This is a genomic window from Candidatus Leptofilum sp. (assembly GCF_965223525.1).
Lineage (GTDB): Bacteria > Chloroflexota > Anaerolineae > Promineifilales > Promineifilaceae > Leptofilum.
Genome location: NZ_OZ245005.1, coordinates 1,071,547 through 1,097,266 on the forward strand (window position 1 = coordinate 1,071,547; position 25,720 = coordinate 1,097,266).

General features: G+C 50.8%; 23 protein-coding genes, 1 tRNA gene and 1 pseudogene. 4 read left to right on the forward strand and 21 right to left on the reverse strand.

Annotation, left to right across the window (positions count from 1 at the left end; translation table 11 throughout):
• The 9 genes from ACOQPM_RS21615 to ACOQPM_RS21655 form a co-directional block, all read right to left on the reverse strand.
• Positions 1–762 carry an NUDIX domain-containing protein gene (locus ACOQPM_RS21615; protein ID WP_420632329.1) on the reverse strand — a complete coding sequence of 254 codons (762 nt, stop codon included), beginning with the start codon at positions 760–762 and terminating at the stop codon, positions 1–3.
• Positions 755–1,780: an anthranilate phosphoribosyltransferase gene (gene trpD, locus ACOQPM_RS21620; RefSeq protein ID WP_420632330.1), complete on the reverse strand. Its 1,026-nt coding sequence runs from the start codon at positions 1,778–1,780 to the stop codon at positions 755–757. The genes ACOQPM_RS21615 and trpD overlap by 8 nt, the downstream gene beginning before the upstream one ends.
• Positions 1,781–1,872: 92 nt before the next feature.
• Entirely contained in the window at positions 1,873–2,568 is a 696-nt protein-coding gene (locus ACOQPM_RS21625; protein ID WP_420632331.1) for a hypothetical protein, read from the reverse strand.
• A 104-nt stretch (positions 2,569–2,672) separates the two neighbouring features.
• A complete protein-coding gene (locus tag ACOQPM_RS21630; RefSeq protein WP_420632332.1) occupies positions 2,673–5,603 on the reverse strand; it encodes an insulinase family protein in 2,931 nt (976 codons plus the stop codon).
• 139 nt (positions 5,604–5,742) lie between these two features.
• The gene (locus ACOQPM_RS21635; protein WP_420632333.1) at positions 5,743–6,306 is read right to left on the reverse strand and encodes an anthranilate synthase component II; all 564 of its coding nucleotides are present in this window, start codon (positions 6,304–6,306) and stop codon (positions 5,743–5,745) included.
• Positions 6,307–6,321: 15 nt separating this feature from the next.
• Positions 6,322–6,969 (reverse strand): hypothetical protein, encoded by a 648-nt coding sequence (locus ACOQPM_RS21640; protein WP_420632334.1) that lies wholly within the window; start codon positions 6,967–6,969, stop codon positions 6,322–6,324.
• Between the two features lie 84 nt (positions 6,970–7,053).
• Positions 7,054–8,139 carry a tryptophan--tRNA ligase gene (gene trpS, locus ACOQPM_RS21645; protein WP_420632335.1) on the reverse strand — a complete coding sequence of 362 codons (1,086 nt, stop codon included), beginning with the start codon at positions 8,137–8,139 and terminating at the stop codon, positions 7,054–7,056.
• 126 nt (positions 8,140–8,265) lie between these two features.
• Positions 8,266–9,777 carry an anthranilate synthase component I gene (gene trpE, locus ACOQPM_RS21650; protein WP_420632336.1) on the reverse strand — a complete coding sequence of 504 codons (1,512 nt, stop codon included), beginning with the start codon at positions 9,775–9,777 and terminating at the stop codon, positions 8,266–8,268.
• Between the two features lie 88 nt (positions 9,778–9,865).
• Positions 9,866–11,227 carry a TrpB-like pyridoxal phosphate-dependent enzyme gene (locus tag ACOQPM_RS21655; protein WP_420632337.1) on the reverse strand — a complete coding sequence of 454 codons (1,362 nt, stop codon included), beginning with the start codon at positions 11,225–11,227 and terminating at the stop codon, positions 9,866–9,868.
• Positions 11,228–11,299: 72 nt separating this feature from the next.
• Here ACOQPM_RS21655 and ACOQPM_RS21660 point away from each other — a divergent pair, with 72 nt between their 5' ends.
• Positions 11,300–11,617: a hypothetical protein gene (locus tag ACOQPM_RS21660; protein WP_420632338.1), complete on the forward strand. Its 318-nt coding sequence runs from the start codon at positions 11,300–11,302 to the stop codon at positions 11,615–11,617.
• Positions 11,618–11,757: 140 nt separating this feature from the next.
• Here the strand turns inward: ACOQPM_RS21660 and ACOQPM_RS21665 are convergent, their stop codons facing one another.
• The 3 genes from ACOQPM_RS21665 to ACOQPM_RS21675 form a co-directional block, all read right to left on the reverse strand.
• The gene (locus tag ACOQPM_RS21665) at positions 11,758–11,949 is read right to left on the reverse strand and encodes a hypothetical protein (protein ID WP_420632339.1); all 192 of its coding nucleotides are present in this window, start codon (positions 11,947–11,949) and stop codon (positions 11,758–11,760) included.
• Positions 11,950–12,437: 488 nt separating this feature from the next.
• Positions 12,438–12,881, reverse strand: a complete 444-nt coding sequence (gene aroQ, locus ACOQPM_RS21670; protein ID WP_420632409.1) for a type II 3-dehydroquinate dehydratase — start codon at positions 12,879–12,881, stop codon at positions 12,438–12,440.
• A 143-nt stretch (positions 12,882–13,024) separates the two neighbouring features.
• Positions 13,025–13,597: a GNAT family N-acetyltransferase gene (locus ACOQPM_RS21675; RefSeq protein ID WP_420632340.1), complete on the reverse strand. Its 573-nt coding sequence runs from the start codon at positions 13,595–13,597 to the stop codon at positions 13,025–13,027.
• A gap of 148 nt (positions 13,598–13,745) precedes the next feature.
• Between ACOQPM_RS21675 and ACOQPM_RS21680 the strand changes: the two genes are divergently transcribed.
• Positions 13,746–14,126: a DUF7670 domain-containing protein gene (locus tag ACOQPM_RS21680; RefSeq protein WP_420632341.1), complete on the forward strand. Its 381-nt coding sequence runs from the start codon at positions 13,746–13,748 to the stop codon at positions 14,124–14,126.
• A gap of 88 nt (positions 14,127–14,214) precedes the next feature.
• Complete coding sequence (locus ACOQPM_RS21685; protein WP_420632342.1) at positions 14,215–14,814, forward strand: nitroreductase family deazaflavin-dependent oxidoreductase; 600 nt, start codon at positions 14,215–14,217, stop codon at positions 14,812–14,814.
• A 122-nt stretch (positions 14,815–14,936) separates the two neighbouring features.
• On the opposite strand, the gene ACOQPM_RS21690 is transcribed toward ACOQPM_RS21685, so the two are convergent.
• The 5 genes from ACOQPM_RS21690 to ACOQPM_RS21710 all read right to left on the reverse strand — a co-directional run bounded on the left by ACOQPM_RS21690 (position 14,937) and on the right by ACOQPM_RS21710 (position 22,344).
• Entirely contained in the window at positions 14,937–17,384 is a 2,448-nt protein-coding gene (locus ACOQPM_RS21690; protein WP_420632343.1) for a hypothetical protein, read from the reverse strand.
• 20 nt (positions 17,385–17,404) lie between these two features.
• On the reverse strand, positions 17,405–18,517 hold the full coding sequence (locus ACOQPM_RS21695) for an AAA family ATPase (protein ID WP_420632344.1): 1,113 nt from the start codon (positions 18,515–18,517) through the stop codon (positions 17,405–17,407).
• Between the two features lie 121 nt (positions 18,518–18,638).
• Positions 18,639–21,086: a leucine--tRNA ligase gene (leuS, locus tag ACOQPM_RS21700; RefSeq protein WP_420632410.1), complete on the reverse strand. Its 2,448-nt coding sequence runs from the start codon at positions 21,084–21,086 to the stop codon at positions 18,639–18,641.
• A complete protein-coding gene (locus ACOQPM_RS21705) occupies positions 21,086–22,129 on the reverse strand; it encodes a hypothetical protein (RefSeq protein WP_420632345.1) in 1,044 nt (347 codons plus the stop codon). Before ACOQPM_RS21705 ends, leuS begins: the two co-directional genes overlap by 1 nt.
• Before the next feature lie 142 nt (positions 22,130–22,271).
• Positions 22,272–22,344: transfer RNA gene (locus ACOQPM_RS21710), tRNA-Ala, on the reverse strand.
• A 545-nt stretch (positions 22,345–22,889) separates the two neighbouring features.
• On the opposite strand from ACOQPM_RS21710, the pseudogene ACOQPM_RS21715 reads away from it, so the two are divergent.
• Positions 22,890–23,108 (forward strand): annotated as a pseudogene (locus tag ACOQPM_RS21715) (Rdx family protein); the annotation flags it as partial.
• Positions 23,109–23,198: 90 nt separating this feature from the next.
• Here ACOQPM_RS21715 and ACOQPM_RS21720 read toward each other — a convergent pair.
• The 4 genes from ACOQPM_RS21720 to ACOQPM_RS21735 all read right to left on the reverse strand — a co-directional run bounded on the left by ACOQPM_RS21720 (position 23,199) and on the right by ACOQPM_RS21735 (position 25,665).
• Positions 23,199–23,450, reverse strand: coding sequence for a hypothetical protein (locus ACOQPM_RS21720; protein WP_420632346.1), 252 nt, complete (start codon positions 23,448–23,450; stop codon positions 23,199–23,201).
• A 48-nt stretch (positions 23,451–23,498) separates the two neighbouring features.
• Positions 23,499–24,257 carry a 3-hydroxyacyl-CoA dehydrogenase family protein gene (locus ACOQPM_RS21725; protein ID WP_420632347.1) on the reverse strand — a complete coding sequence of 253 codons (759 nt, stop codon included), beginning with the start codon at positions 24,255–24,257 and terminating at the stop codon, positions 23,499–23,501.
• Between the two features lie 129 nt (positions 24,258–24,386).
• A complete protein-coding gene (locus ACOQPM_RS21730; protein ID WP_420632348.1) occupies positions 24,387–25,184 on the reverse strand; it encodes an alpha/beta fold hydrolase in 798 nt (265 codons plus the stop codon).
• A gap of 10 nt (positions 25,185–25,194) precedes the next feature.
• A complete protein-coding gene (locus ACOQPM_RS21735; RefSeq protein WP_420632349.1) occupies positions 25,195–25,665 on the reverse strand; it encodes a hypothetical protein in 471 nt (156 codons plus the stop codon).
• Positions 25,666–25,720: the final 55 nt, after the last annotated feature.

Consider the following 25,720-nt stretch of genomic DNA (forward strand, 5'->3'; position numbering starts at 1 on the left):
CTACGAATAAGGCAAAAACAGTTCAATTACCTCTTGCCGTGCTAGACCAGGGTAATCGTCGAACGCAGTTGCTGCCAAACCTGATCTCTTAATGGCCAATTCTGCAAAATTTCGGTTAAATACACTCACTTCCTCGTGCTGCAAAAACTGCTCAACTGGCATCCAAACACACTCAGCGATTTCCGATTCTTGCGGCCGTATTTCTTCCGTTAGCGGCGTTAGGCGGCAGACAAAGTAGAGGTCTGATTTGCCAAAGCGATTCACATGCCAGTGACGCACCCCAACCAGGCTACGAAATTGGGTCTTTACGGCCGTTTCCTCCCAAACTTCGCGCACTACCGCCGCCGCTAAATGTTCACCAGGGCAGACAAACCCACCAGGAAATTTGTACAAGGCAGGACGGCCGTCAAAATATTTTTCGCGGATGGTGAGGAGTTCGTTACGGCCGTTAATCACGATTCCGCCAACGCCCACGTAATGCGAGGCATCCGGTGGCCCTTCGGCATCTGGAACCAGGCATTTGAGCATGGTTAGCGTTGAACCTTCCACATGATGATACGCAAATCCCTGCGCCGCAGCCGAGCCGATCAAATGTGCCTTCTCCACAGGAAAGTGCAGCCAAACAAACCGATAATTTGCCGTCTGCCATTGGTGTAAAACGGCCGTCAACTGCGCCGCAAAGCTTTCAGAATCAGAAGCAAAAGCAGCCATCTCCGGCCAAACACTGCCATGCCGATCTGTTTTGTAAGGAATTTCAGACACGATTGGTTTTTTCGATCCAGCGATTGAGCGTATCCAGGGCTGCACCGCTGTCAATCGCCTCGCGAGCTTCGGCGAGGCCAGCGGGCCAGTCGTTGCACTCCACGCTAAGGGCAGCGGCCGCGTTGAGCAATACGATGTCGCGGCGTGGCCCCTTGTCTTTGCCGCTAAGGATATCGTGGGTGATTTTGGCATTTTCCTCCGGTGAGCCGCCAGCAAAATCATTAATGGTGGCGCGTGGCAAATTTAGCTCTAGCGGATCAAAGTCGCGGGTTGTCACACGGCCGTTGTGCCAGTGGCTCAAGCGGTTCGCGCCAGTGGTAGAAAGTTCGTCCAGACCATCTGCACCGTGGACGACGAAGGCAGCCTTGCTGCCCAACTCGCCCAGCACCTGCGCCAGCGGCTCTGTTAGTGCCGGGTCGTATACGCCGATGAGTTGGTGAGTAGCCCCGGCCGGGTTGGTCAGCGGGCCAAGCACATTGAAGATAGTGCGCTGTCCAATTTCGCGGCGTGGGCCAATGGCAAAGCGCATGGCGGGATGGTGCTTTACGGCATACAAAAAGCCAATACCTACCTCGTCAATGCATTCTGCCACCTGCTCCGCATTAAGGTCGAGGTTGCCGCCCAGCGCCATGAGCACGTCGGCCGAGCCGGACTTGCTGCTGGCGGCACGGTTGCCGTGTTTGGCCACTCTTACACCGTGACCTGCTACCACGAAAGCGGCCGTTGTGGAGATGTTAAACGTATGTTTGCCATCGCCACCAGTGCCACAAGTATCAACAATCATTTCATCTGCGGAAAGGCCGGGGATGCTGACGGAGACGACGTGGCGGCGCATGGATTTGGCACTACCTGCGATTTCAGCAACGGTTTCGCCCTTCATTCGCAGGGCGGTGAGATAGCTGCCAATTTGGGCATCAGTCGCGCCGCCGCTCATGATGCTGTCCATGACGGCTTCGGCTTGTTCTAGGGTGAGGTTACGGCCGTTGATCACCGCCCCAATCGCTTCTTTAATCTCCATGCTCTTTCTCCTCAAAAGCAAACCTCCCGCAGGTTTTATTAACTACCACCTTCTGTAGGCAAACCTGCGGGAGGATACAACGTAACAAGAAATTACTCGTTAGAAGATAGCTGGAAGGTTTCCACGGCCGTTTCCACTTCCATCAAATAATCACTCACCAGCCCACGCGCCATCTCAATGGTAATAATATAGAGAGCGCTATTGTTGATAAGGTAATATTGCGTGTTGTGAACCTCTGCGCTGCCGCCAACGGCCGTTTGCGCCTGCATCGTGTAGCGCAACTGAATGGCCTCGCTGCCGCTGAGGGTAACGGGAGCTTGCTCCAGATTGGTGGTGAGATCGAGGATAGATTCTAGCTGTACGGCCGTTTCGTTCACCAATTCAGCCAAAGTCAGACTAACAGGCGCATCCCGCCGGATAATCTGGATGGAAACCGGCACGGCACTATTTAACGAAGCATCATCTTCGTTTAGCGCATAAATTTCTAACCCGCTAGCTAGCAACGCTTGCACATACGCGTCGGTCAGATGCGCCAATGCCTCCCCTTGCCCTACCGTGTCGCCAATTTGGGCAAAGGCAGCGGCAGAAGGCTCCACTGATGTCCAATTGTCTGGCAAAGTAATAGAGAACCCAGCCTCAGAATTTGTGATCGTTTCGGCGTTTTCTGCCGTTTCTACCTCATTAGAAGCAACTGTTTCGTTGCTTTCAGCGATGGGTTCGGCCGTTGCGCCCCCACAAGCTGCCAACATCAAGATTAAAAGTAAAAGTAACCAATACAAACGTTTCATTTTTTTCTCCCAAATTTTATTGCAACTATCCAAGTGCTCTAGCCGCCGCTAGGTGGCGCGGCGAGACGCCGGCCACAGCTCGAGAGGCTTTATAGTTACATTTTTTACAAAACTTTAGTGATTGTTAGCCAATCTCCTTGTTTTTGCTCATTTGCCTTTTTCATCGCCTCGGCCGAACCGAGGACCGTGACAATTGTATTTTCAGCGTTTGGCAATGCGGCTACCGCCTCACCGAAGCGCACAAAATCAGCGGCCGTTGCGCCCAGAATTTCGTCGCGCATTTGCTGACGATATTCGTCGCTGCTGTTGATGAGTAGCCGGTTCATCGCAGTGCGCCCTTTGGCATCTGGCAGTTGGTAACGGTCAATGGCGCTAATCGCCCCGATAATGCTCTTGGTCAAATCATCATCCGAAATGCCGCGCTGCAAAAATTGAGCCACATTGTCATACACATCTAGCGTTTGCAACAGGTTGGGATCGCGGTAAGAGTAGTAACTGAGAATGCCCGTGTAGTTGCTAAAGCCCACCATCGTGCCATACGCACCCCCCTGCACCCGAATTTTTTCCCACAGGTAGCTGGTGCGTAAATAGTTCACAATAGCGGCCACAGAACCATGCTCCTGGTAACCTAGATCGTACAGATTGCCGCCCTTAGCCACGTAGTTAACCTTTGCAGGAATGGTGAGACCCTCGTTTTGGAACGGCCGTTGCCAATCCCACACTGCCATCTCCACCGGAACATCCGGCATCTGCGCCAGCAAGTTCGCCAATTGCGGCTGGAACAGTTGCCAATTTTCGTCATCCAAGGTCACATTCGCCAACATATTTTGGCGGCTAACCAAAATAGATCGCACCGCTTCTAATTTTGCCAGCACCGACGGCCAATCCGCCTCCACCTGCTCCGCCAGGCGGCGCAAAAAGAAGAGGTATTCAATACCGTTCATCTGCTCCGCCACCCAGGAGGATTCTGTAAAGTAGCTGCGTAAGCGACGATTTGCCACCGCATGACCACTCGGTGCCAAGCCAGACTCTACACTGGCTTTTGCCCGGAGCACCATCTGGCGGAATCGTTCCTGATTATCCAACTTCACCGTCAGCAGCACATCACGCATGATGTCCAGCATCTCCTGCGCCTGGCTCATGGCCGCTTTGCCGCGCAAAAAGAGCCATGCGGCTGCGTCCGCTTCGCCCCGCTTGGCAGAGAGGAAGGTGGTGGGGTAGATACCACCAGTGGAACGGCCGATTCGCTGCTGGAGCTGCACAAAATCCTGCGTCTCGGTACCAATTTCCACCAAAGCGCGGCCAAACAGCTTCACATAAGGCAGCAAATCGGCTGGCAGCGCGTGCATATTCATCCCCAATTCCAGGTAAACGATGCCATTGGTGAACAAATCATGGTAAAATGTCTGCACACCAGCCGCTTTGGTCTGCTTAGTGGGGATCGGCTTGTTTTCTTTGTCCAAATCGTCCAGCATCAGCCTGGGCAGCATGGCTATGGTTTCTGGGCTGTCCGGCTTTTCTTGCAATGCTTTCAGCTCCCGCGTCTGGCGAATAATGTCATTGAGCTGTGCCTCGTTGAGGCGCGCTTTGATAGCGGCCAGTTTTTCTTGTTCGGCCGTTTCTTGCCGCTGCTGCAACGTTGGGTCAGGCTCCAAAATCACCGTGCCGCGATGGTTATTTTTGAGTAAATAGGTATGTATGAGGCCTGGCAGATACATGGAGTCATTGACAATAGCTTCTTTTACGGCCGTTAACGGCCCTTCAAACTTCAACGGTGCCAGGGGGTCCTGATCGTAAAACCAGGTAGACATGGCTCCGAACATCAGGCTGAGTCCGCGGGGAAACGCCCCGGTATTATTTTCTCGTAGGCTAAATTCGATACTGTTAACGGCCGCTTCCACAGCTTCTGGCTCAAACCCACCGTCGGCTAATTTACGCAGCGTGTACAAAACGAGCCGCTCCACAGCCTCAATATTTTCGGCCTTGACACCTTTCATTCCCACAGAGAAGGTTCCCTGGCGCAGGCGGCCAGAGTAACCGCCACCGATCACATCATCCCCCAGGCCAGAATCAACCAACGCCTTTCGCAGCGGCGATCCAGGCGTGCCTAGTAGCGTGACGGACAGAACGCTCAAGGCACGTCGCAACACCAGATCATCGTCGTTAGGAGGCAGCACCCAATTGACTGTCACATAATGTTTTTCGCTGTTTTCACCGTCGGCCTCAACGGAATATGGGAAGGTGAAACGTTGCGGTTTTTCGAAGGGGGGGTGGATGGGAACGGCCGTATCCGACACATCTACTGCTTCAAATGCCTGCAAATAACTATCAGCCATCGCCAAACGCTTATCCGGATCATCGTCCCCATAAAATACAATCCGCGAATTGGCCGGATGGTAATAAGTCTCATGAAAACTGCGGAACTGCTCATACGTCAGATTCGGCATCACCTCAGGGTCGCCACCCGAATCATGCCGGTACGCATTCTCTGGGAACATCGAGCCCTTAATCTGGCGATATAGCACCCCCTCTGGCGAGGAATACGCCCCCTTCATCTCATTAAACACCACACCTTTGTAAATCAGCGGGTCTTCAAGATTTTCCAGCTCCAGATGCCACCCTTCCTGTGCCAAATGATTCGGCGTAATCAACGGATTTAACACCGCATCCAGGTACACATCCACCAAATTATAAAAATCCTGTTCATTGGTACTGGCTACTGGGTAAGTCGTCCGGTCTGCCGAGGTAAACGCATTCAAAAAAGTCTTCAGCGACCCCTTCACCAGCTCTACAAATGGCTCCTTCAGCGGGTATTTTTTAGACCCACCCAGCACTGAATGCTCCATAATATGCGGCAAGCCAGTCGAATCCTCCGGCGGCGTGCGAAAGGCAATAGCGAACGATTTGTTTTCATCATCATTCTCTAAGGAAAGCAACTCCGCCCCGCTCTTAACATGGCGGTAAAGGCGGGCTGTCGTATTCCGTTCTTCAATTTCTTCTTCGCGTAACAGCTCAAATCCGTGTTTTACACTCATAAAATTCCTTCAAAACATACAAAAAATGCATGTTAGCCAATATTTTCAAAGCAAAGGGGATCGTAAATCGACATTCAAAAAACGTCAATTTTGCCTCCCCCTCCCTTTCCCTCCCTGTGGGAGGGGATTGAGGGGAGGGTCACCGTCGCTCAAGAAAATTCTGCAAAATGCGCTTGCCATGCTCCGTCAGGATGCTTTCCGGGTGAAACTGTACCCCTACGGTGGGGAACGCCTTGTGTCGCACACCCATCACCTCACCCTGACTGGTAAACGCCGTCACTTCCAAATCATCGGGAATTGGCTCCTCCACAATGAGCGAATGGTAGCGGGTCGCGTTAAACGGGCTTGGCACACCAGAAAACACGCCAGCTCCATTGTGGTAAACTTTTGAAACCTTGCCGTGCATCAGTCGCGGCGCGCGTGTCACCTTGCCACCATACGCCTGACCAATACACTGATGCCCCAAGCAAACCCCAAAAATCGGCGTCGTTGGCCCAAACTCACGCAAAACGTCCAGCGAAATGCCCCCGTCATCCGGGTCGCCGGGACCTGGGCTGATGACGATGTGATCTGGGTTCAAGGCTCGAATATCTTCCAATGTCACCTGGTCATTGCGGAACACCTGAATCTCCTGCCCCAGCTCGCCCAAATATTGCACCAGGTTGTAGGTAAACGAATCGTAATTATCAATTACAACTAACATAATTTATTCCTTAGCTCACTCGCTCTCGTGAACTTCCAAGCTGCAAATCACCCCTTCAAAAACATGATCAAGTTCTTCTTTATCTGTGTAAGCAGGAAAGGCATCAATTTGGATAAACTGATTGTCAATGACAGCAAATGCTTCATATTTATTTAAAAAAGGAATCGGCGGATCATTGCTCATAAAGAATTCAAACTCCATAACAGTGACTTCTTTGTCACAAATTTGGATGATTGACGGGGATTGGATCATTTTGGGATAATAATTTACCGACGGCGGCAAACCATCCACGTTAAATTGCACCCCTCTATCCTCATCACTTTCTTCAAAAGCGGCCCAAGCCTCATTGATCAAAAGCTCACGATTCACCAAAATTTCTAAAGGTGTTTTGCCAATAAGCTCCTCTTGATTATAAATTTGGAACCCGATTCCGACTGTTGATGGAGAGAACCCTGTAAAATCATCATTCTCATCTACACTTATCGTCCCAATATCTTGCAATACCCAGGTTGATTTGCTGTCGTAAATCACTTCCCAGCCTAGCGGGTGCTCAAACGTAAATTCAGACGCCTCAAAACCATCCGCGTTGAACTTGCCAAGACCACAGCCAGATAAACCAACTATCAACAGAAAAATCGCAAGACGCTGAACCCGTTTTTTCATCTTTTAGTCCGGTATCCTGAGATACGTGCTAGCTTGACTCTTCGCATCTGAGGATGCCCATTTGTCCACTCCCCAGGAATAAGGTTAGTTTGTTTGGGAAACGGCCGTTTCCCCCATCACCGATCCCTTCTTTTCTAGCCGCTTACGTCCCTTGCGGCTAATCTTGTTCCAATTTCCCGTCAAGCCCATCGCCTTTTTCATGGCTAACAGCGTTGCCTCTGCTTCTTTATTGATGCGAACTGTTCCCTCGTAAATGACCTGCTCCACCAAACCACTGTCCGCCTCAATTTCCGCCCGTTTTTCACGGATGGGATCAAGAAAGTTGTTAATCGCCACGGTGAGCTTCTCTTTAACCTCCACATCACCAACCTTGCCCGATCGGTAACGCGTTTTTAGGTCATCTATCTCCGCTTTATCGGGATTAAAAGCATCATGATAAACAAAGACGGGATTGCCTTCCACCGTACCAGGAATATCAGCATGAACGCGCTTGGGATCTGTATACATATTGCGTATCTTCTTGGCGACTGTTTTTGAATCATCGCTCAAGAGGATGGCATTGCCTAAACTCTTACTCATCTTGGCCTTCCCGTCTGTGCCCACTAGCGTGGGTACATCCCCAACCAACACCTCAGGCACAGGCAATGTTTCACCATAAAGGTAGTTGAACCGCCGTGCCAGTTCCCGAGTAATTTCTACATGAGACTCGTTATCCTTACCGACCGGCACCAAATGGGCACGCGGCATCAGAATATCGGCCGCTTGCAGCACTGGGTAGCCTAACAAGCCAAAGGGCATTTCATTCAAATGTGCCGCCCGTGCCATATCCTTGAGGGAAGGTAAGCGGCTCAAACGCGGCACAGTTGTCAACATTTCAAAGATGAGGTTCATCTCATACACAGCGTGGATAGCGCTTTGCAAATAGATGACAGACTTGGCTGGATCAATGCCGCAAGCCAGATAATCTATCACCATCTCCGTCATATTCTGACGCATCTCAAAAATGTCGTCTTTACTGTTTTTTGTCGTCAATACATGCAAATCAGCAATGATGAAAAAACTTTCATATTCATCTTGTAACCGTACACGATTAACGATACTACCCACATAATGGCCCAAATGGAGTTTTCCTGTGGGCCTGTCTCCTGTCAATATTCGTTTTTTGTTCATAAGTTACCTCAATTTTCATTCATTTGTCATTCCGAGTGCAACGAGGAATCTTTCAACGTTGTAAGGAGAAGATTCCTCATATAGTCGCCCTGAACGAAGTTGAAGGGTTCGGAATGACAATGTGTGTTACAACAACCCACCCTCGGCGCGGTCAACGGCGACGAAGAGGGCTTTGGCTTTGTTCACTGATTCCTGATATTCTGTAGCCGGATCGCTGTCGGCGACGATGCCTGCACCCGCCTGGACGTGAATTTCGTCTCCCTGCATCAGCATAGTGCGAATTGCAATGCAGGTATCCATGCTGCCATCGTAGCTGACGTAGCCTGCCGCCCCGGCGTACAGCCCACGCCGCTGCCCTTCCAGCTCTTCGATGATTTCCATGGCTCGCACCTTTGGCGCACCGCTGACGGTGCCCGCCGGGAAGGTAGCGCGCATCAAATCGTAAGCGTCCATGCCGTCGCGAAGCTGCCCTTCTACATGGCTGACGATGTGCATGACGTGACTGTACCGCTCAACCACCATCAAATCGCGCACGTTGACCGTGCCGTAGTCACTGACCCGGCCAATATCGTTGCGTCCCAAATCAATCAGCATGACATGCTCGGCACGCTCTTTGGGATCGGCCAGTAGCTCTTCGGCCAGGGTATCATCTTCGGCAGGCGTTATGCCGCGTGGCCGCGTCCCCGCGATGGGACGTACGCTGGCAACACCATCTTCCAGCCGGACGTGCATTTCTGGCGAGGCCCCAATTACCTGCATCTCTGGCCCAAAATCGAAGAAGAACATGTAGGGTGATGGGTTCAGCATCCGCAAGGCACGGTAAATCGCAAAGGGATGGGCACTGGTTTGGCGGCTAAAGCGCTGGCTCAGCACCACTTGGAAGATGTCTCCGGCAGCGATGTACTCTTTGGCCTGGCGCACCATCTCTTCGTAACGGTTCTGGGGCATGTTGCTGGTGAGCGTTTCGGCTAAATCTTTGTTGTCTCCACGCCAGCGGCGGCGAGGGATGGCAGGCAACGGCCGTAATAACCGTTCACTAATTCTTTCTATCCGCTGAATCGCCTCTACGTAAGCTGCCTCTACATCCCCGTCCACATGAGTGTTGGCCAAAATGAGCAGTCGGTGGCGGGCGTGATCAAACACAACGAGCGTATCAGCTAATAAAAAGATGGCATCGGGGAGGTCGAGGACGGATGCGGCCGTTTCTGGCAAGCGTTCAAAAAAGCGCACCACATCGTACCCCAGGTAGCCCACAGCACCGCCGTTGAAGCGAGGCAAACTAGGTAAATCTGCATGAACAAATTGCCCCAGCTCTTCTTTTAGCACATGCAACACATCTTCGCCGTCGGCAAGAGCGCGGGTTTCAGATGTTGAATTTCTATCTATGGTGACGGAACGGCCGTTCAAAGAAATCAACCCCCGTGGCGCCACCCCCACAAAGGAGTACCGCCCCACCTGCTCGCCGCCCTCCACCGATTCTAGCAAAAAGGACGGTCCCAGCTCATCCATCAGCTTCAGGTAAACCGATACCGGCGTCTCCAAATCAGCCGCAAATTCGCGGTAAACCGGAATAAGATTGGCTGGTCCCGCCGCTAATTCACGAAACTGGGCCAGAGATGGTGTATAAACTTGATTCATAATCCCTCACTAATTGTGAATCGTGAATTGTGAATTGTTAATGAGATGCCCGTTCACAATTCATAATTCATCGTTCACAATTCACAATTTAAATTTGCGGTAGCTGTGTCATCGCCTCGGCAATTGCCTCTGCCGGATAGGCGTAATCTTTCAGTTGCCCTTTCAGGTAAGCATCGTAGGCAGTCATGTCAAAATGACCGTGACCGCTTAAGTTAAAGGCAATTACTTTCTTCTCGCCACTTTCTTTGCATTTGAGTGCCTCTTGCAAAGCCACGGCCACAGCGTGGGTTGACTCTGGTGCAGGAATGATCCCTTCAGCGCGACTAAACGTTATGGCCGCCTGGAAGGTTTCTAGCTGCGGCACCGCCCGCGCCTGCACGTCCCCATTTTCTACCAGAGCACTCACCTGCGGCGACATCCCATGATAGCGCAAGCCACCAGCGTGGATGGCGGGGGGAACAAAGGAGTGGCCCAGCGTGTGCATCTTTACCACCGGGGCCATCATGGCCGTGTCGCCATAGTCAAAGGCGTATTCGCCCCGCGTTAAGGTGGGCGAAGCGGCCGGTTCGGCAGCAAGGATCGTCGTATTTTTGCCGTTACGCAAATTTTCGCGCACAAAGGGGAAGGCAAAGCCGCCAAAATTAGAACCGCCACCAGTGCAAGCCACAATGACGTCTGGGTACTCACCCGCCATTTCCATTTGCAGCAAAGTTTCTTCCCCAATGACCGTTTGATGGGTCAGCACATGGTTCAGTACCGAGCCGAGGCTGTATTTCTTGCTGCCACCAGACGTTGCAGCCACTTCTACTGCCTCCGAAATAGCAATGCCCAACGAGCCGGGTGAATTGGGAGCACTTTCCAGAACGGAACGGCCGTACTGCGTCCGATCCGTCGGGCTAGCATACACTTCTGCGCCATAGTTTTCCATCAAAATGCGACGGTATGGTTTTTGCTGGTACGACACTTTCACCATGTACACTTCCAAATCCAAGCCAAAGAAATTACAGGCCATCGCCAATGCCGACCCCCACTGCCCTGCACCGGTCTCGGTGGTGAGTGCTTTGGTGCCTGCTTCTTTGTTATAGAACGCTTGGGCAACGGCCGTATTCGGTTTATGCGACCCTACCGGACTGACACCTTCATATTTGTAGTAGATACGAGCAGGCGTATCCAACGCTTTCTCCAGGCGACGGGCGCGGAACATGGGCGTGGGTCGCCACAGCTTGTACACTTCACGGACTGGCTCTGGAATCTCAATTTGCGCCTCTGGGCTCATCTCCTGCATGATTAAGCTCATGGGGAACAGTACACTCAAGAAGTCTGGCGTGACCGGTTCCAGCGTTTGCGGATGCAGCACCAGTTCCGGCGGCACGGGCATGTCTGCATTGATGTTGTACCACGCCTTCGGCAGCTTGCTTTCGTCCAAAATAAATTTCGTCTTGTCGCTCATCACCTACTCCTTTTTTGCCACAGAGTTCACAGAGGAAAAAGAGAAAACCCCTCTAAAATCTCTGAGCCCTCTGTGGCCAATAAAAATAAAAACGCCCTCGCCCCAGCGAAAAATTCGCTACTGGGACGAGAGCGTCTAAAAATCTACTCCCGTGGTGCCACCCGGCTTAAGCTGAAACAAAAACGCGCCCGTGATAGCGCGTTGTGTGTAGCCAGCTCCACTCTTTTCAACCCATTAACAATTAATTGTTACTTAGGTCTATGCCCAGATAACGGTGGCATTACCGACTTAAGCTACTCTCTTAGTAAAATTTTGCCTAAGCAACTCCCCGATCCATTCGACAATTGCGCTATTGTGGGTTTTTCAGCTCAACTGTTTATGGAACAGTAGAACCCACTCTCTAAAACCCGCTTTATTGCGTACTCTTTCGGTTCAACGTCTTTGTTTTTTTAAGTTGGGCGAGATGGTAACACGGCCGTTTTAGCCTGTCAAGATAGATTTGTGACGTGGAAACGGCCGTCTCACACCATTTACTTTTGCTGCTTTAACCATAAGCGAAAAAAAAGAGGCATCAGCAAAGCCAAAATCGTTAGAACGACACCCAGCCAGCCAGGTAAATTAACCGCCTCTGTCTCTAAAAGCGGAGCAGCAGAGACCGTAGCAGGCAGCAACAGCAGTAAACACAGTCCAAAATAAAGCCCCAGGCGGAGTTGTATCTTCATGGTTGTCTCGTCCTTTGTTGTGTCGAATTTTGGTATTTACCGCGTATTATAAACCGCTTCTAGGCAATTGGCAGGATGAAGCATGGAATTGCCACATGCCTGCGCCAATTCAAGGGTACACAAATGCGCCAACACTCTGTAGATAGATTTCAAATAGCTATTTGGTCCCAAAACCGCTATTTTATTTCTGAACAGCTACTTCGTAATGCAGTTTGTAATGTTGTCTGACTATAAATTGCTACAAGGTTGCAAAACCTTGCCTGGGTAGGTCCTGACAATCATCCTAGCAACATTACAGACCCATTGTAGCAACGTCGTCGCAAGCAACTTACCTGCATTGGAGCCAACTTCGCTGAAGCATTGCACCAACAATATAGCCGCATCACTGCCTACATCATTACCACATCCCAACCAATTGTATAGGCTCTACCCAACTGCTCAAAGAGCTTAGGCCATCATCTATTTCGTTCCCAACGACAATATGCGGTCTAAGCTCTTTTTTCTTTTATTTCAGCCAATAACGCCTGCAAACCCAAGCTGTAACTTCGCCAGCCAAACCCGGAAATTTGTCCTACACAAACCGCTGCCAAAACCGATTTCTGCCGAAATGTTTCTCGTGCATGAATGTTAGAAAGGTGAACTTCAACGGTGGGCAGCGCTACCGCAGCAATTGCATCCCGAAGGGCGTAGCTGTAATGGGTAAAAGCTCCGGGGTTGATGAGTATACCATCGGCCCAACTGCGCGCCTCATGCACGGCGTCTATGAGTTCCCCTTCATGGTTAGATTGTAAAAATCGAACGGCCGCTTCTGCTGCCGCAGCCTGTTCAGTCAATTTATTATTGATGTCGGTCAGGGTGAAACGGCCGTAAACCTCTGGCTCACGACTACCCAATAAATTTAGATTCGGCCCGTGTAAAACCAATAGCTGCATTGCCATAGTACCCTTTTCTGTATCATAGCTGTGACTTTGTCCAAGTCAACCATGGAGCCCAACTTCTTACACGATTTTAACGGCACCCTCTCCTGAAAAATTGTTCCTAAATCCGCTGGTTTTTGAGGCAATGAAACAGTTATCTAGTAGTTTGGCAAGCGGGCGAAGATGAGCCAATCGTGGAGAACGCTGGTTTGGTGATGACGACGGTAGTTGGCTAGGCGAGCCTCCAGATGAAAACCACAGCGTTCCGCCACACGAATGCTGCGCTCGTTGTGGGGGTAACATTCTAGCTGCAACCGTTTGGTTCCCAATTGCCGGATCGCCAGATCTGCGATAGCGTTGACCGCCTCTGTCATATAGCCATGGCCACCATAATCCACATGTTGCCAGTAGCCGATCTCAAATTTTGGCACTTTCCAATCGGGGTCATGCAGGCCGCTGCCGCCAATGAGCGCGTTGCTCTCCTTGAGGAAGATGAACATGGTCATATCTTCGCTTTTCAAGTAGCGATCCCGGTTACGCAGCACAGACGCTTCGGCGCGTTTGACGGTGATGTTAGGCCAGCTAGCCCAGGTGAGCCAGGCAGACAGATGCTCTCTGGAAGCGATGATGGCATCGTAAAGGGCTTTGCCATCGCCGGGGCGCGGGCAGCGGATGAGCAGGCGTTCGGTTTCGATTGTTTGGGGCACGGTTGGCGGGGGATTATCGGTCATGGGGATATTATGGCTGGCAGCAGCTTTTTTGGCGAATAGGAACTGATTTTTGTTATGAAGTAAACGGCCGTTCCTCACTAATCCCCTATTATGAAAAGTTGTACCATGAGCTTTGAAGTAAACGAAAATCAGGGCGGGAGAGATTCAAATGAACAGACAAAAATCAACACGAATCGTACTGTTTGCGCGCTGGCTGGCCCGTCTGGGCAGTTTGGCCAGCCTGGGGCTGCTGCTCCTCTTCTTCTTTGGTGAAGAGATGAACTTTGCCACGCTCACACCTACCGAAATTTGGGGTCTGCTCTTCTTCCCGCTGGGCATCACGGTAGGGATGCTGCTGGGCTGGCGTTGGGAGATTTTTGGCGGCTCAGTGACGATACTGAGCCTGATGGTGTTTTATAAGGTGATGTATGCAGCAAGCGGCGAATTCCCTGATGGGCTCTGGTTCCTCATCTTTGCCCTGCCGGGGTTCCTATTTTTGTTCTGCGGACTGCGTTCACGCAAACCGCAGCAAGTGATTAAAACAGCTTAATTTTTCGCCACAGAGAACACAGAGGTTTATGAGAAGCTTCTCTTATTTCTCTTTTTCCTCTGTGGCTTTTTAGAAAGGTTTAATAACAATGACAACAGTTACCCCAGAAACTGAACGAAATTTGCGGCAGGTTTTTCGCCGCTTTAACCGTTTTATGCTGCTCATGTGGCGGCTGGGCTTCGCTCGCTTCATCAATATCTCGCCAGAGAAGGGTGGGCAAATCATGGTGATACAGCACATTGGTCACAAGACGGGCAAGGTGCGCCAAACGCCAGTCAATTTTGCCGAGATTGATGGCGAAATTTACTGCACGGCAGGCTTCGGGAAAGTGTCCCATTGGTACCGTAACCTGTTGGCGCACCCTGACGTGGAGCTTTGGCTGCCGAACGGCCGTTTCCACGCCCACACCCAAGACATCACCGACCAACCAGATGCGCTGCCCATTTTGCGCCAGGTGCTCATCAACAGTGGCTTCGCCGCCCCAGCCGCTGGCCTTCACCCCAAAACCATGTCCGACGAGGAATTAGCCGCCGCTACCGCCAGCTACCGCCTATTCCGCTTTACTAAAACACAGCCTGCCGCAGGCAAGGCAGATTTGCTGTGGGTGTGGCCCGTTTTGGCCTGTTTGCTGCTAGGGATTGTCGTAATTTGGTTTAAGCGTCTTTACGACGAGGGAGATGAATCATGACGGACGGCCGTATGCTCACTATCCCCGTTCCTTTAATCATCGTGGGCTTGCTATTCTTGGTTAGCTGGCGAGTACCTTTGCAGCCAAAATAGTCAGGCCAAGCGTTGTGTTGCACATCAATTCTATAAAATATAGTTACGCAACCAAATGCTAGTGAGTTCAGCAGCAAACGTGTAGCCCTGCTCAGTTTCATTAAGAACTTGCCGCCAAGTCAATCGTCTAAGGGCGTCACGATTTTGCAGATTCAGCCGTTGCATAATGTCTGCTTGTGTCATGATCCCATTTTGAGCCAGTTCCTTCAAAATTGCTTGCTGGGTCTCATTCATATCTCTGGATGTCCACATCTCGTTGAAAACACCAGAGATTTTCTGCACAACGTCAGGAACTATCTTTTCTACATCTTGGAGATCACAATTGTAACGATGCTGGCTGTTGATGAGTTCTACAATATCTCGGCACAATGCTTGAATGAGAAACGGTTGTCTGCCTGACAATAAAAAAATCTGTTCCAACGCATCTTGGGTGTAAGTTAAAGGGTACCCTTCCACGGGTGCCTCAACCAATTCTGTTGCTTCCGCTTGAGTCAGCGGCTCCAATTTCAGTAGCTGCAAGTTAATGAGCGCATCGCTCCACTTTGGCGAAAGTTCTTGAAAAGTGTGTGATCCGGAAAGCAGCACCGTCAAATTTGTATACCGCTGCACCAGGCTACGCAGCCAATGAAAAACGCGATCATCCAGCCTGCCCTGTTCGATCATCTCCTCCAGACGCTCATATTCATCTAGGTTCAACAGTAGAAGCTGATCGCCCACAATCCCCATGACCTCACTTAGCCAATCAAAAAATGCTGTGTATGGATCTTCTTCCAATAAGTCACGTTGCAACAGTGGAAACTTCAGTCGCCTGGCTAACTTAGCCTGATCGCTCATTTGGCGTGCAATGCCTCTGAGTAAACCTGCGGTATTTTCTGAGGTAATGGCGGATTGTAAATCTACATCAACAGGCACAAAGTCTGGACCTAAGCGGGAAGGCATCTGGCGCAAAATAGAGGTTTTACCAAACCGCCTGGGGCCGTAAAGCAGTAAGGCTGGGCGCGTCTCTGGCTGCATGGTTAGCTCACGTTCCAGCCGCACAAAAATATCGCGCCGCCCCTTGAAAACGCGACTGCCATCAATGAGCGGATTACCCACCACGTAATAATTAATTAGGCCAGAATCTTCCGCTTGCTGCTTTGTCCCCGCTAGAGCATTTTCCAAAACGCTTTCCCAATTACCCAGTGCAGCCGCCAGCCGTGCCCCACGCTGACCATAGCCAAACGCTTGAGAGCCACGTAATTTCTTGATATCTTCATGAACTTTTTGCAGCTGCTCAAAGCGATAGCTGGTCGTTTCACTTTCTAAAGCGGAACGTGTACGTTCCGCAATTTGACGAATGCCGGGCAAAATATTTTCTAATTCTTCGGGCAGGCTATCTGGTAACCAGGCCAATTGTGTCGCCGCCGCCACGATGCCGGGCAAATCCTGGCTGCGTTCCATATCCAGCGCAGTTAACTCCAATAAGGCGTTGCGAGCTGCCCAACTTTGCCGGAACGAGCTGGCAACCTGCCCTATGGCAAATGCTCCCTTATCCCGATCAGCCAGACTAGCGGCAACCAACTGTGTATCTAAACCTAGTAAGGGAAACCAGATCAATTCATCCCAATAAACGGGAGAGCGTGGCAAAAAACGGAGCGCCATATGTGGGGTTGCCTTGACAGAACGAGAAAACACAAATTGATAAAGCAGTTGAAATGGGTAAATCCACAGCCGAAAATAACCAATCAAAAAGAAACCGCCAAACGCCACGCCAACCGCCACGCTATCTGTCAACCAACCCAGCACGCCAAACGCCACGCCAACCGCCACGCCACCCGCCACGCCAACCGCCACGCCAAACGCCACGCCAACCGCCACGCCAAACGCCACGCCAAACGCCACGCCAAACGCCACGCCACCCGCCACGCCAACCGCCACGCCAAACGCCACGCCAAACGCCACGCCACCCGCCACGCCACCCGCCACGCCAACCGCCACGCCAACCGCCACGCTGCTGGCAACATCGGCGTTAACGCCGATTGTTGCCAGCAGCGTAAACAGCCCATAATTTAGTACGAAACCGAGCGGTATTGCTAACAACAAAGAAAACAATGTTCCGCGCGAAAAGCGCCAATGCAGCCAATGACTCAACAGGCTGCCCAGCGGAAATCCAACTGCATAAAGCAGCCCGCCCGGGGATGATGAACCAAACTCATCAAACGACAAAAAGAAAGCGTAAGGATAACGAAACAGCGTCAACAGCAAACCAACAAAGAGTGAAATGGCAACTGGTCCAAACGCCAACCAAAAATTTACCAATCGCCGAAGATGTTGCAGTTTCTGACTTTGAGCAAATTCATTCTTCGCCACCCAAAGCTGTAAATCCTCGTCCAGCCTCGTATCGATCTCGCGCAAGTACCGCCGCAGGGTAAATGGTTTAAAATATAACCAGCCCAGCAACTTAAAGCAATCTTGGGGGAACCGCAGCATATCATCCATACAGTTATCAATTCCTTGTATCAAGGGATCGGTGTGTCGGTTGGCACAGGAACGGGCGTACTAGTTGGAAAATTAATCTCCTGAACAATCCATGAACGCATAGCTGGCGACAAAAGCCACAAAGTCAGAACAACAAACAAAACCAATAAGATAAAACTGCCCACAAGACGATGAACCTTCTGATCGGCAGCCTTGCCAAGCGGTACTGCTTTGCCCACCGTTTCTACAATAGATAGCAAGCCATTAAACCAACGCTGTTTGGCCGGTCTTTGGCCAAACGCTTGCCCAACCTTGTTTTCAAAATCAGCTTTCACGTCACGCCATTTTGGGTTAGTCTCAGCCTTGGCATGGTAAATCGTGGCACCAGCTTGCTGCAATTTCAAGGGGTGTTGCTCACCCCACTCACGCACACGCTCAATATCTTCAGTCGTAAATGGCCGCTCACACCGCTTACCTTGCTCTGCCAAGCGAAATGCCTCGGCTTCCGTTAATTCACCCAGAGACAAATAATCTGAAAAAATATTAAAGAAAGGAGATGTCAAACTTTCTTCTTCAGCCATTTCAAACAAAGGTTTGGATGAGGAAATCACAAAAGCAAGGGAACCATTGTTGATTAAGCTGCGCCAAGAATCAAACAGCCAGCGAGGAAATTCGTCCGAATATTTTGTTAATTGCTCAATTTCATCGAGGCAAATCACCGGACAAAGTGGATTTGCCGAATCCTGGCGGAACAATGCAATTGCTTCTTCAAATTGTCCTAAAGTAATTTCAGGCAATTGGCTCACCGTTTTTAAAGCTACCTTTAGTGATTCCGCAGTATTTGGCAGTTTGTCTGCCAGTCCACCCAAAATATTTTGTAACAAACCGAGGCGTGTACTGTACCGTCCACTCAACAGATCGGCGTAGTAAAAAATATAGTTCTCAGGGTGCCGCAAACGTTGGTCGAATGTTTGGGTAACATGAACCAACAACGATGACCGACCTATCCGACGCGGCCCTACCACAGAAACGCTCTGCATCTGCCCTGTATGCGTTGTTTCTAGGGCGTTAAATATCCGCACCAACTCTTTTTCACGGCCAAAGAAGTATTTTGGGTTTTGAATACAGCTACAGCAAAAGAAGGGATTGGGCATAAAATTTTCTCACGAGATTGATGTTTTGTACCAGTATACTGTTTATGGAAATTTGCCACAAAAAAACGGTCTTTGCTTTGTTGCAAAGACCGTTCAATTACGCACTTACCAAATTACCTACTTACTTCACAATATTCACCAACCGCCCCTTCACCACAATCACCTTGCGCGGCGGGTTGCCTTCTAGCCAACCCTGCACCTTCTCAGAAGCGAGCGCAATTTCCTTCAGCGTCTCGTCATCTTGGCCAGCCTCGGTTTCAATTTTGTCGCGCACCTTGCCGTTGATCTGCACCACTAGCGTGATGCTATCTTCCTTGGCAGCTTCCTCGTCCCAGGTTGGCCACGGCTGTTGGTGGATGCTGTACTCACGCCCGCGCTGCGCCCACAGCTCTTCGGTGATGTGCGGCGCGATGGGGGCCAGCACCAGCAACAAGCTGGCGACCGCCTCGTTCCACACGGCCGTACTCACGTTTGCACCCTTCTTAGCGTCCAAGATACTGTTACGCAATTCCATGATGGCGGCAACGGCCGTATTAAACGAAAACCCCTCCAAATCCTGCGTTACCTTGCGGATCACCTGGTGCGTCTTGCGCCGCAAATTGCGATTGGCTCCCGCAGCCTCACTACTCGGCGCATATTCATGCGTGCCGACATCCCACACGTCGTTCAGCAACCGCTCTGGACCCTTGATGCCGTCATAATTCCACGGGCCACCCTGGTTCCACTTGGCAAAAAACATCAAATAAGCGCGAACCGTGTCCGCCCCAAACTTATCCACCAGCTCATCTGGCGCGACCACGTTGCCCCGCGACTTAGACATCTTCTCGCCGTCCTCACCCAACACCATCCCTTGGTTGTAGAGCGCGGTCATCGGCTCATCAATCGTCACCAGCCCCATCTCACGCATTGCTTTGGTGAAAAAGCGCGTGTAGATGAGGTGCATCGTGGCGTGCTCGATGCCGCCCGTGTATTGATCCACAGGCAGCCAGTACGCCCCCTCTTCCGGGTCAAACGGATGCTCACCGTCGTGCGGACTCAGGTAGCGGTATTGGTACCAGCTAGAGCACATAAAGGTGTCCATCGTGTCCGTTTCCCGCAGCGAGGGCTTGTCGCAAATGGGGCAGTTGGTGTGCAAAAAGCCCTCATGCAGCTTTAGGGGGCTTTCTCCCGTAGGCATAAACTCCACGTCTTCGGGCAGCATCACCGGTAACTCTTCATCCGGCACGGGCACTGCGCCATGATCTGGGCAGTAAATGACGGGAATTGGCGCACCCCAATACCGCTGGCGGCTAATCAGCCAATCCCGCAAACGGTAATTGATTGCTTCCTTGCCAATGCCCTTTTCTTCCAGCCACGCCGTCACTTTTTCCACGGCTTCGGCAACGGCCGTTCCGTCAAACGCACCAGAGTTCACCAAATGCCCTTCATATTTGGACGTGTACGCCGCTTCCAACGGCCCATCACTCTCCTCCCGACCTGGCATCCGAATCACTTCAATAATTTCCAGACCATACTTGGTGGCAAACTCAAAGTCGCGCTCGTCATGGGCGGGCACAGCCATGATTGCCCCGGAGCCGTAGGTCATCAGCACATAGTCGGCAATCCAGATGGGAATCCGTGCCTCATTCACTGGGTTGATGGCATAGGCGCCGGTGAAGACACCTGTTTTTTCACGATCGGCCGTTTCGCGATCAATATCCGTCAATTTCTGAGCATTGTCGCGATATTCCGTCACGGCAGCCAACTGCTCATCCGTCGTAATTTTGGCTACCAGCGGATGTTCCGGAGCCAACACCATGAAGGTAGCGCCCCACAGCGTATCCGGCCGCGTGGTGAAAATTTCAATCGGGTCGCCCTGCTCAGTATGGAACGTAACGTCTGCGCCAGTGGAACGGCCGATCCAGTTCGTCTGCATCACCTTCACCCGCTCCGGCCACTCAATCTGGCTAAAGTCCAGCAGCTCCTCGGCATAATCGGTCGTCTTAAAGAACCATTGTTCCAAATCTTTTTTGATAACCGGCGTGCCACACCGCTCACAGTGGCGATCCTCACCCCACACCTGCTCTCGCGCCAGCGTGGTGTTGCAGTTGGGGCAAAAGTCCACCGCCGACATTTTGCGGTAGGCCAGATTCAGCTCCATCAGCTTCTTAAAAAACCACTGTGTCCAGCGATAATAGTCTGGGTCAGCAGAGACGGCTTCGCGTTCCCAATCAAACATGGCACCCATGCTGCGAAGCTGGCCGCGCATCCGCTCGATGTTGGCAAACGTCCATTTAGCTGGATGCACATTGTTTTTTATGGCTGCGTTTTCAGCAGGCAACCCAAAGGCGTCAAAACCCATCGGGAAGAGCACATTGTATCCCCGCATCCGCATAAACCGCGCCCGCGCATCAGATGGCGTCATGGCGTACCAATGCCCAATGTGCAAATCCCCAGAGGGGTACGGCAGCATCGTCAGCGCATAATGCTTCGGCATACTTTTATCAATCACTTGCCGATATAACGCGGTTTCTTCCCACTGTTTTTGCCACTTGGCTTCAACGTCATTTGGTTTGTAATCACTCATTATTATTCCTCGCAAATAAACAAGTCATAGCTCTCGTCAGCTTCAATATTGTAGGTGTCAGGCTCTAACAAACGGCCGTCGAAGAATACGGGCCGTTCCGGGTCTAAGCTGCCTAATGGCAATTCATCATCATCAAAATCTTCTACAAGATCGCCCAACAGAGGGATGGGATTGGGCAATCGCAAAACCAGTTCACCATCTCGTTCTAAAACGCGATACGCGCCGCTGCCAGTTAAAACATCAACGGTAATGGGTTCGTTCGGGGGTATCTCATCCGGCAGAGAGAGTATGGTTTTAATGACATCCGGCTCAATTTCAATTGGGAAAGGGGCGTCACAGCGATTGTGTATAACTAGCTTTGGCAGAGATTGCTGCCACATGAAAAGCAAAACGCCTCCGCCAACAACTATTGCAAACACGAGCCCAAAAAATATTTTGATAATTAGTGAAAGTGTCAGGCCACCTGATTTGCGACCAACTGAGGCAGTAGCTGCTGACAAAACGGCCGTACGCCAGCCTGTACTTACCACTGGTGGTAGTCTGTTGTATGGTGTAACCTCTACTAGTTCATACTCCCCTAATTGGTGCGGCAAAGAGAGCGCGGCCAATTTCGCAATGGCCTCTGGCGGCAAACCTAACAAAACTTTCACGCTGCCGGGCGCAGTCGCAATGAGCATCACTTCGTCAGTCGAAATGCCCAGAAGGTCAGCCAGTTTTTGCCGCAAGTCTGGCCTGCTTTTAATTTTGTCATTAGAGAGAATAACCTGCACTTTTTGATTGGGCTGGCAGCTTGACACCTGAACCAATATCTCTGTTAGCCAGCTATCTTGTCGCTGCTGAACCATCTCTGCAATGAGACAGCCAACTTTGTTTTTACGCTCAAAGTAAGCCAGCAACTCGCGCGAAAATTCAGATTTGGTCGCATGAGGAAACTCCTCATAATCTACTCCCAAATCAAAACAGAGCGTCTTCATTTCGCTAAGATTAAAACGATCTGCCAAAAATTCGCGCAACTGCGCCCGATCTTTACGGTTGAGCTGAGCCACTTTTAATTTTCCTTAACAAACAAAAAAGCCCTTATCGATCAGAGACGAAAAGGGCTTCCCGCGGTACCACTCTGTTTTGATGGTTTATCCATTCCCATGGGAATGGATTTAAGAGCTTCTACAAAACTCTGCATCTTGCTTGTGGACCTAAAGGGGCTCGAACCCTTGACCTCTACAATGCCATTGTAGCGCTCTCCCAACTGAGCTATAGGCCCATGTCAATTTCACAGTTGACGACTTTCAATTTTAATTCAGTTGTATCCTATGTGCAAAATATTCAATCGTCAAAACCATCCACTCTAGCGCGTAACGAGCGCGATTCGTCACCAGTTAATTCGGTTATCGGTATTCCGTAATCGGTGAACAGTGAAAATCAACGAAACTGATTACTGTTTACCAACCACTGATTACTGAAACTGGTTCCCCAGTGCAGCTCCCAGGCGAGTTCGAGAAAATATTGTTGGGTTTCCAGCCAATGACCCAACTCTCTGCCCAATAACCAGCCAACTAATTACCGATTACTGTTTCCCGCTTACTGCTTCTCTACTACTCCTGTTCATAGCCTTTCAATTTTTTGTTTTAAAGACCATTTTGCCGTTGTTTTGGCAAGATAACGAGCGAAATGGTAGCCCACCAGATGATTGTTGTCAAGGTTCGGGCGGCTCACTATACTTGGCTAAATTTCCAAATTGGAGGCAATTGAATGGACAAAAAATATACAGTTTCGCTTGAATATTGTGTGCCTTGAAACTATGCAGCACGCGCCGTCCGTGTGGCGGATGATATTTTGAGCAACTACCAGCACATCATTAACGAGTTTACATTTATTATGGGTACTAAGGGTGCTTTTGAGTTTAAGGTCAACGATGAAATGATTTACTCTAAAAAGCAGCTTGGCCGTCATGCGGAGCCGGATGAGGTTTTGGAACTGTTCAAAGAGCTCATTGGTCCTGGTGTGGAGCCGTATCCCCAGAAGTAAAGAATTACATTCTGTGTCATTCCCGCCTACGCGGGAATCCATTGCGGCAATAAAGGTGGATACCCGCTTTCGCGGGTATGACACGCTTTTTCAGGTAATCCAGTCGCGGCTGTAGCGGTCCCAATCGCGGTGTTTATAGCTGCGGATGCACTCTTTGCACACTTGGCCAGAGGCTACTTCGCCACTGCTGCGCCAGCGCCAGCGTACGGTGCCGAGGTGGTTGCCGCAGGTGGGCTGGTAACAAATAGGGCAAACAATGCCGCTAGCCAGGGCACGGCTGCTGGTTTGGCCTTGGCCGTAGCGGTCTTGTTTGTTGCAAAGGTGGCAAAATTTGATAGTCATGCGAATTGTGAATAATTAATTATGAATTATGAATGTTGCGATCACAATTCACGATTCATAGTTAAAGAAGCCTTGGCCGGATTTACGGCCGTATCGTCCCGCCAACACCATCCGCTTCAACAAGGGGGAGGGGCGGTATCTATCCTCACCCCATTCGCTGAAAAGTCCGTTCATCACGCCCAGCACCGTGTCCAAACCAAGATAATCCCCCCACTCCAGCGGGCCGTAGGGGTAGTTGGTACCTAGCTTCATCGCTTGGTCAATATCGGTGGGGGTGGCAACGCCTTCCAGCAGGGCGCTGGCAGCTTCGTTGATGAGGCAGCAGAGGGTTCGGGCACGCACTAAACCGGGGCCATCGGCGACAACGGCCGTTTCATAGCCCAACCCTTCTACAAATTTTTGCGCGCGATCCAGGCTGGCAACGGCCGTTTGCAACCCCGCCGCCAGTTCAATAATGCCACCATCCTTACGCAGCGGGGGTACAATGCCAAAGCCAACGACGCGATCTGGCTTGGGTACCCAGGCGGCGGCTTGGGTGGTGCTGGTGGCTAATGCCGAGGTCAGCAGCAGCGCATCTGGCGGAATGAACGCACCGAGCGCGGCAAGCAACTCCTCTTTGGCGGCGGCCGATTCGTTGTGTAGCTCGATAGCGACATCGACTCCGGCTGCATCGGGCATAGCATAGCCACTGTGCAAGGCGGAAGTGAAGTCTTCCACCAAGTAGAGCACGGTATCGTGGCCAGCCTGCGTGCAAAGCTGGCCCATCTGTTCCACAAAGGGAGATTCCCCGGCAATCACTACTTTCATGCAAAACCTTTTGCAAAAATCAGACAGAAATTACGCTAATTTAGACACTGATTAACACTGATCCTCACAGATAAAAACTACAAAATCAGCGTTTATCCGCGTTCATCTGCGTCCCATTCGACGGCCGAATTATACTCGGTTTTGGTGGACTGTGTTGAGAAATTCGAGAACTGCCGTATTAAACGCATCTGGTTGGTCTATGGGCGTGCCGTGGCGTGAGTTCTCGATGACTTGCAGCCGCGCTGTGGGCATCTCACGCACATACGCCTCCTTGTTGGCCACTGGCGTATAATCCATGTCGCCGCTTACGACCAGTACCGGGCACTGAACGCGATTTAGCTGCGAACGCACACTCCAGCCGATGAGTGCGTTGGTGGCGGCGCGATAGGCTTTGGGATCATTTTCCCGCATTTGCTGCACAAACAGTTCCTTATAATGTGCCTGATGCGGTTCCGGGAAGAGCCGTTCACCAATAAATTCACCGATTTTCTCCATTGGCATAAAGTTTAGCACCAGCCGTCGCTGCAAAATTTGCCAACGCTCTTTCCAGTTCTGTGCCACCAACTCTGGACCACTGTTAACCACGGTCAGGCTGAAGAACCGCTCCGGCTGATCCACCGCCATTTGGAAGCCAATCATGCCGCCCATCGAAAGGCCAACCAGATGAAACTGCTCAATTTGTAAATGATCCAGCAGATTAAAAACGTCGGCGGCAAATTGGGGAACGCTGTAAGGGCCAGGTGGTTTGGCGGAACGGCCGTGTCCACGCACATCCACCAAAAGCACGCGAAACTGTTCGGCAAACCGCTGCCGCTGATACTCCCAGGAACGGCCGCTTGCCCCCAGCCCATGTAGCAAAATGAGCGGTTCTCCCGCCCCTTCTTCTTCGTAATAAAGTGAGGTTGTTTCCAGGTTAACAGTTGGCATAGTTTTGAGATTAGAGGAATTCGTCAGTTTTAAACTGCTCTTCTAGCAGCCTTTTTGCCTTATTTAACTCCCAATGAAAGATTAAAGTCGGTGCACCCAAAACGCCGACCGCAAGCAAAACAAACTGCCAAAGTTGCCAAAATTCATTCGTTATAAACATTGCTACCATCAAACCGAAACCCATAGTCGGCCAAAAAATCATAACTAACAGATGGAGGTGTGCCGTAATCACCAACTTTGTCGCATCCAAATCATTGTAAATCTCACCATCCAAAATTGGTAAGAAGCTATTACGGTAATTTATCACTCTAGAAATTCGGAACGTTTTTATCTCAACTTCCCCTTCAAAGGGCAAATGATTGCGCGACCAACCCCATCGCACTTTCCGTGGTTCCACAATTTCCATAAGCTTTTGTCGGACAGCAACCGCGCCGAGTCGCGTCTTGATTTCAAATTTTTCATAAGGAAGAAATGTAGCCATCGTGCCTCCAAAAATGGTCTCATGCGAACAGTCGTGCTATGATTATGTCTATTAT

What these genes read in the sequence shown, in the direction of transcription:
- trpD (WP_420632330.1), bottom strand. Translation starts at nt 1,780, where the DNA reads ATGGAGATTAAAGAAGCGATTGGGGCGGTGATCAACGGCCGTAACCTC.
- ACOQPM_RS21625 (WP_420632331.1), bottom strand. Translation starts at nt 2,568, where the DNA reads ATGAAACGTTTGTATTGGTTACTTTTACTTTTAATCTTGATGTTGGCA.
- ACOQPM_RS21630 (WP_420632332.1), bottom strand. Translation starts at nt 5,603, where the DNA reads ATGAGTGTAAAACACGGATTTGAGCTGTTACGCGAAGAAGAAATTGAA.
- ACOQPM_RS21635 (WP_420632333.1), bottom strand. Translation starts at nt 6,306, where the DNA reads ATGTTAGTTGTAATTGATAATTACGATTCGTTTACCTACAACCTGGTG.
- ACOQPM_RS21640 (WP_420632334.1), bottom strand. Translation starts at nt 6,969, where the DNA reads ATGAAAAAACGGGTTCAGCGTCTTGCGATTTTTCTGTTGATAGTTGGT.
- trpS (WP_420632335.1), bottom strand. Translation starts at nt 8,139, where the DNA reads ATGAACAAAAAACGAATATTGACAGGAGACAGGCCCACAGGAAAACTC.
- trpE (WP_420632336.1), bottom strand. Translation starts at nt 9,777, where the DNA reads ATGAATCAAGTTTATACACCATCTCTGGCCCAGTTTCGTGAATTAGCG.
- ACOQPM_RS21655 (WP_420632337.1), bottom strand. Translation starts at nt 11,227, where the DNA reads ATGAGCGACAAGACGAAATTTATTTTGGACGAAAGCAAGCTGCCGAAG.
- ACOQPM_RS21665 (WP_420632339.1), bottom strand. Translation starts at nt 11,949, where the DNA reads ATGAAGATACAACTCCGCCTGGGGCTTTATTTTGGACTGTGTTTACTG.
- aroQ (WP_420632409.1), bottom strand. Translation starts at nt 12,881, where the DNA reads ATGCAGCTATTGGTTTTACACGGGCCGAATCTAAATTTATTGGGTAGT.
- ACOQPM_RS21675 (WP_420632340.1), bottom strand. Translation starts at nt 13,597, where the DNA reads ATGACCGATAATCCCCCGCCAACCGTGCCCCAAACAATCGAAACCGAA.
- ACOQPM_RS21680 (WP_420632341.1), top strand. Translation starts at nt 13,746, where the DNA reads ATGAACAGACAAAAATCAACACGAATCGTACTGTTTGCGCGCTGGCTG.
- ACOQPM_RS21685 (WP_420632342.1), top strand. Translation starts at nt 14,215, where the DNA reads ATGACAACAGTTACCCCAGAAACTGAACGAAATTTGCGGCAGGTTTTT.
- ACOQPM_RS21690 (WP_420632343.1), bottom strand. Translation starts at nt 17,384, where the DNA reads ATGGATGATATGCTGCGGTTCCCCCAAGATTGCTTTAAGTTGCTGGGC.
- ACOQPM_RS21695 (WP_420632344.1), bottom strand. Translation starts at nt 18,517, where the DNA reads ATGCCCAATCCCTTCTTTTGCTGTAGCTGTATTCAAAACCCAAAATAC.
- ACOQPM_RS21720 (WP_420632346.1), bottom strand. Translation starts at nt 23,450, where the DNA reads ATGACTATCAAATTTTGCCACCTTTGCAACAAACAAGACCGCTACGGC.
- ACOQPM_RS21725 (WP_420632347.1), bottom strand. Translation starts at nt 24,257, where the DNA reads ATGAAAGTAGTGATTGCCGGGGAATCTCCCTTTGTGGAACAGATGGGC.
- ACOQPM_RS21730 (WP_420632348.1), bottom strand. Translation starts at nt 25,184, where the DNA reads ATGCCAACTGTTAACCTGGAAACAACCTCACTTTATTACGAAGAAGAA.
- ACOQPM_RS21735 (WP_420632349.1), bottom strand. Translation starts at nt 25,665, where the DNA reads ATGGCTACATTTCTTCCTTATGAAAAATTTGAAATCAAGACGCGACTC.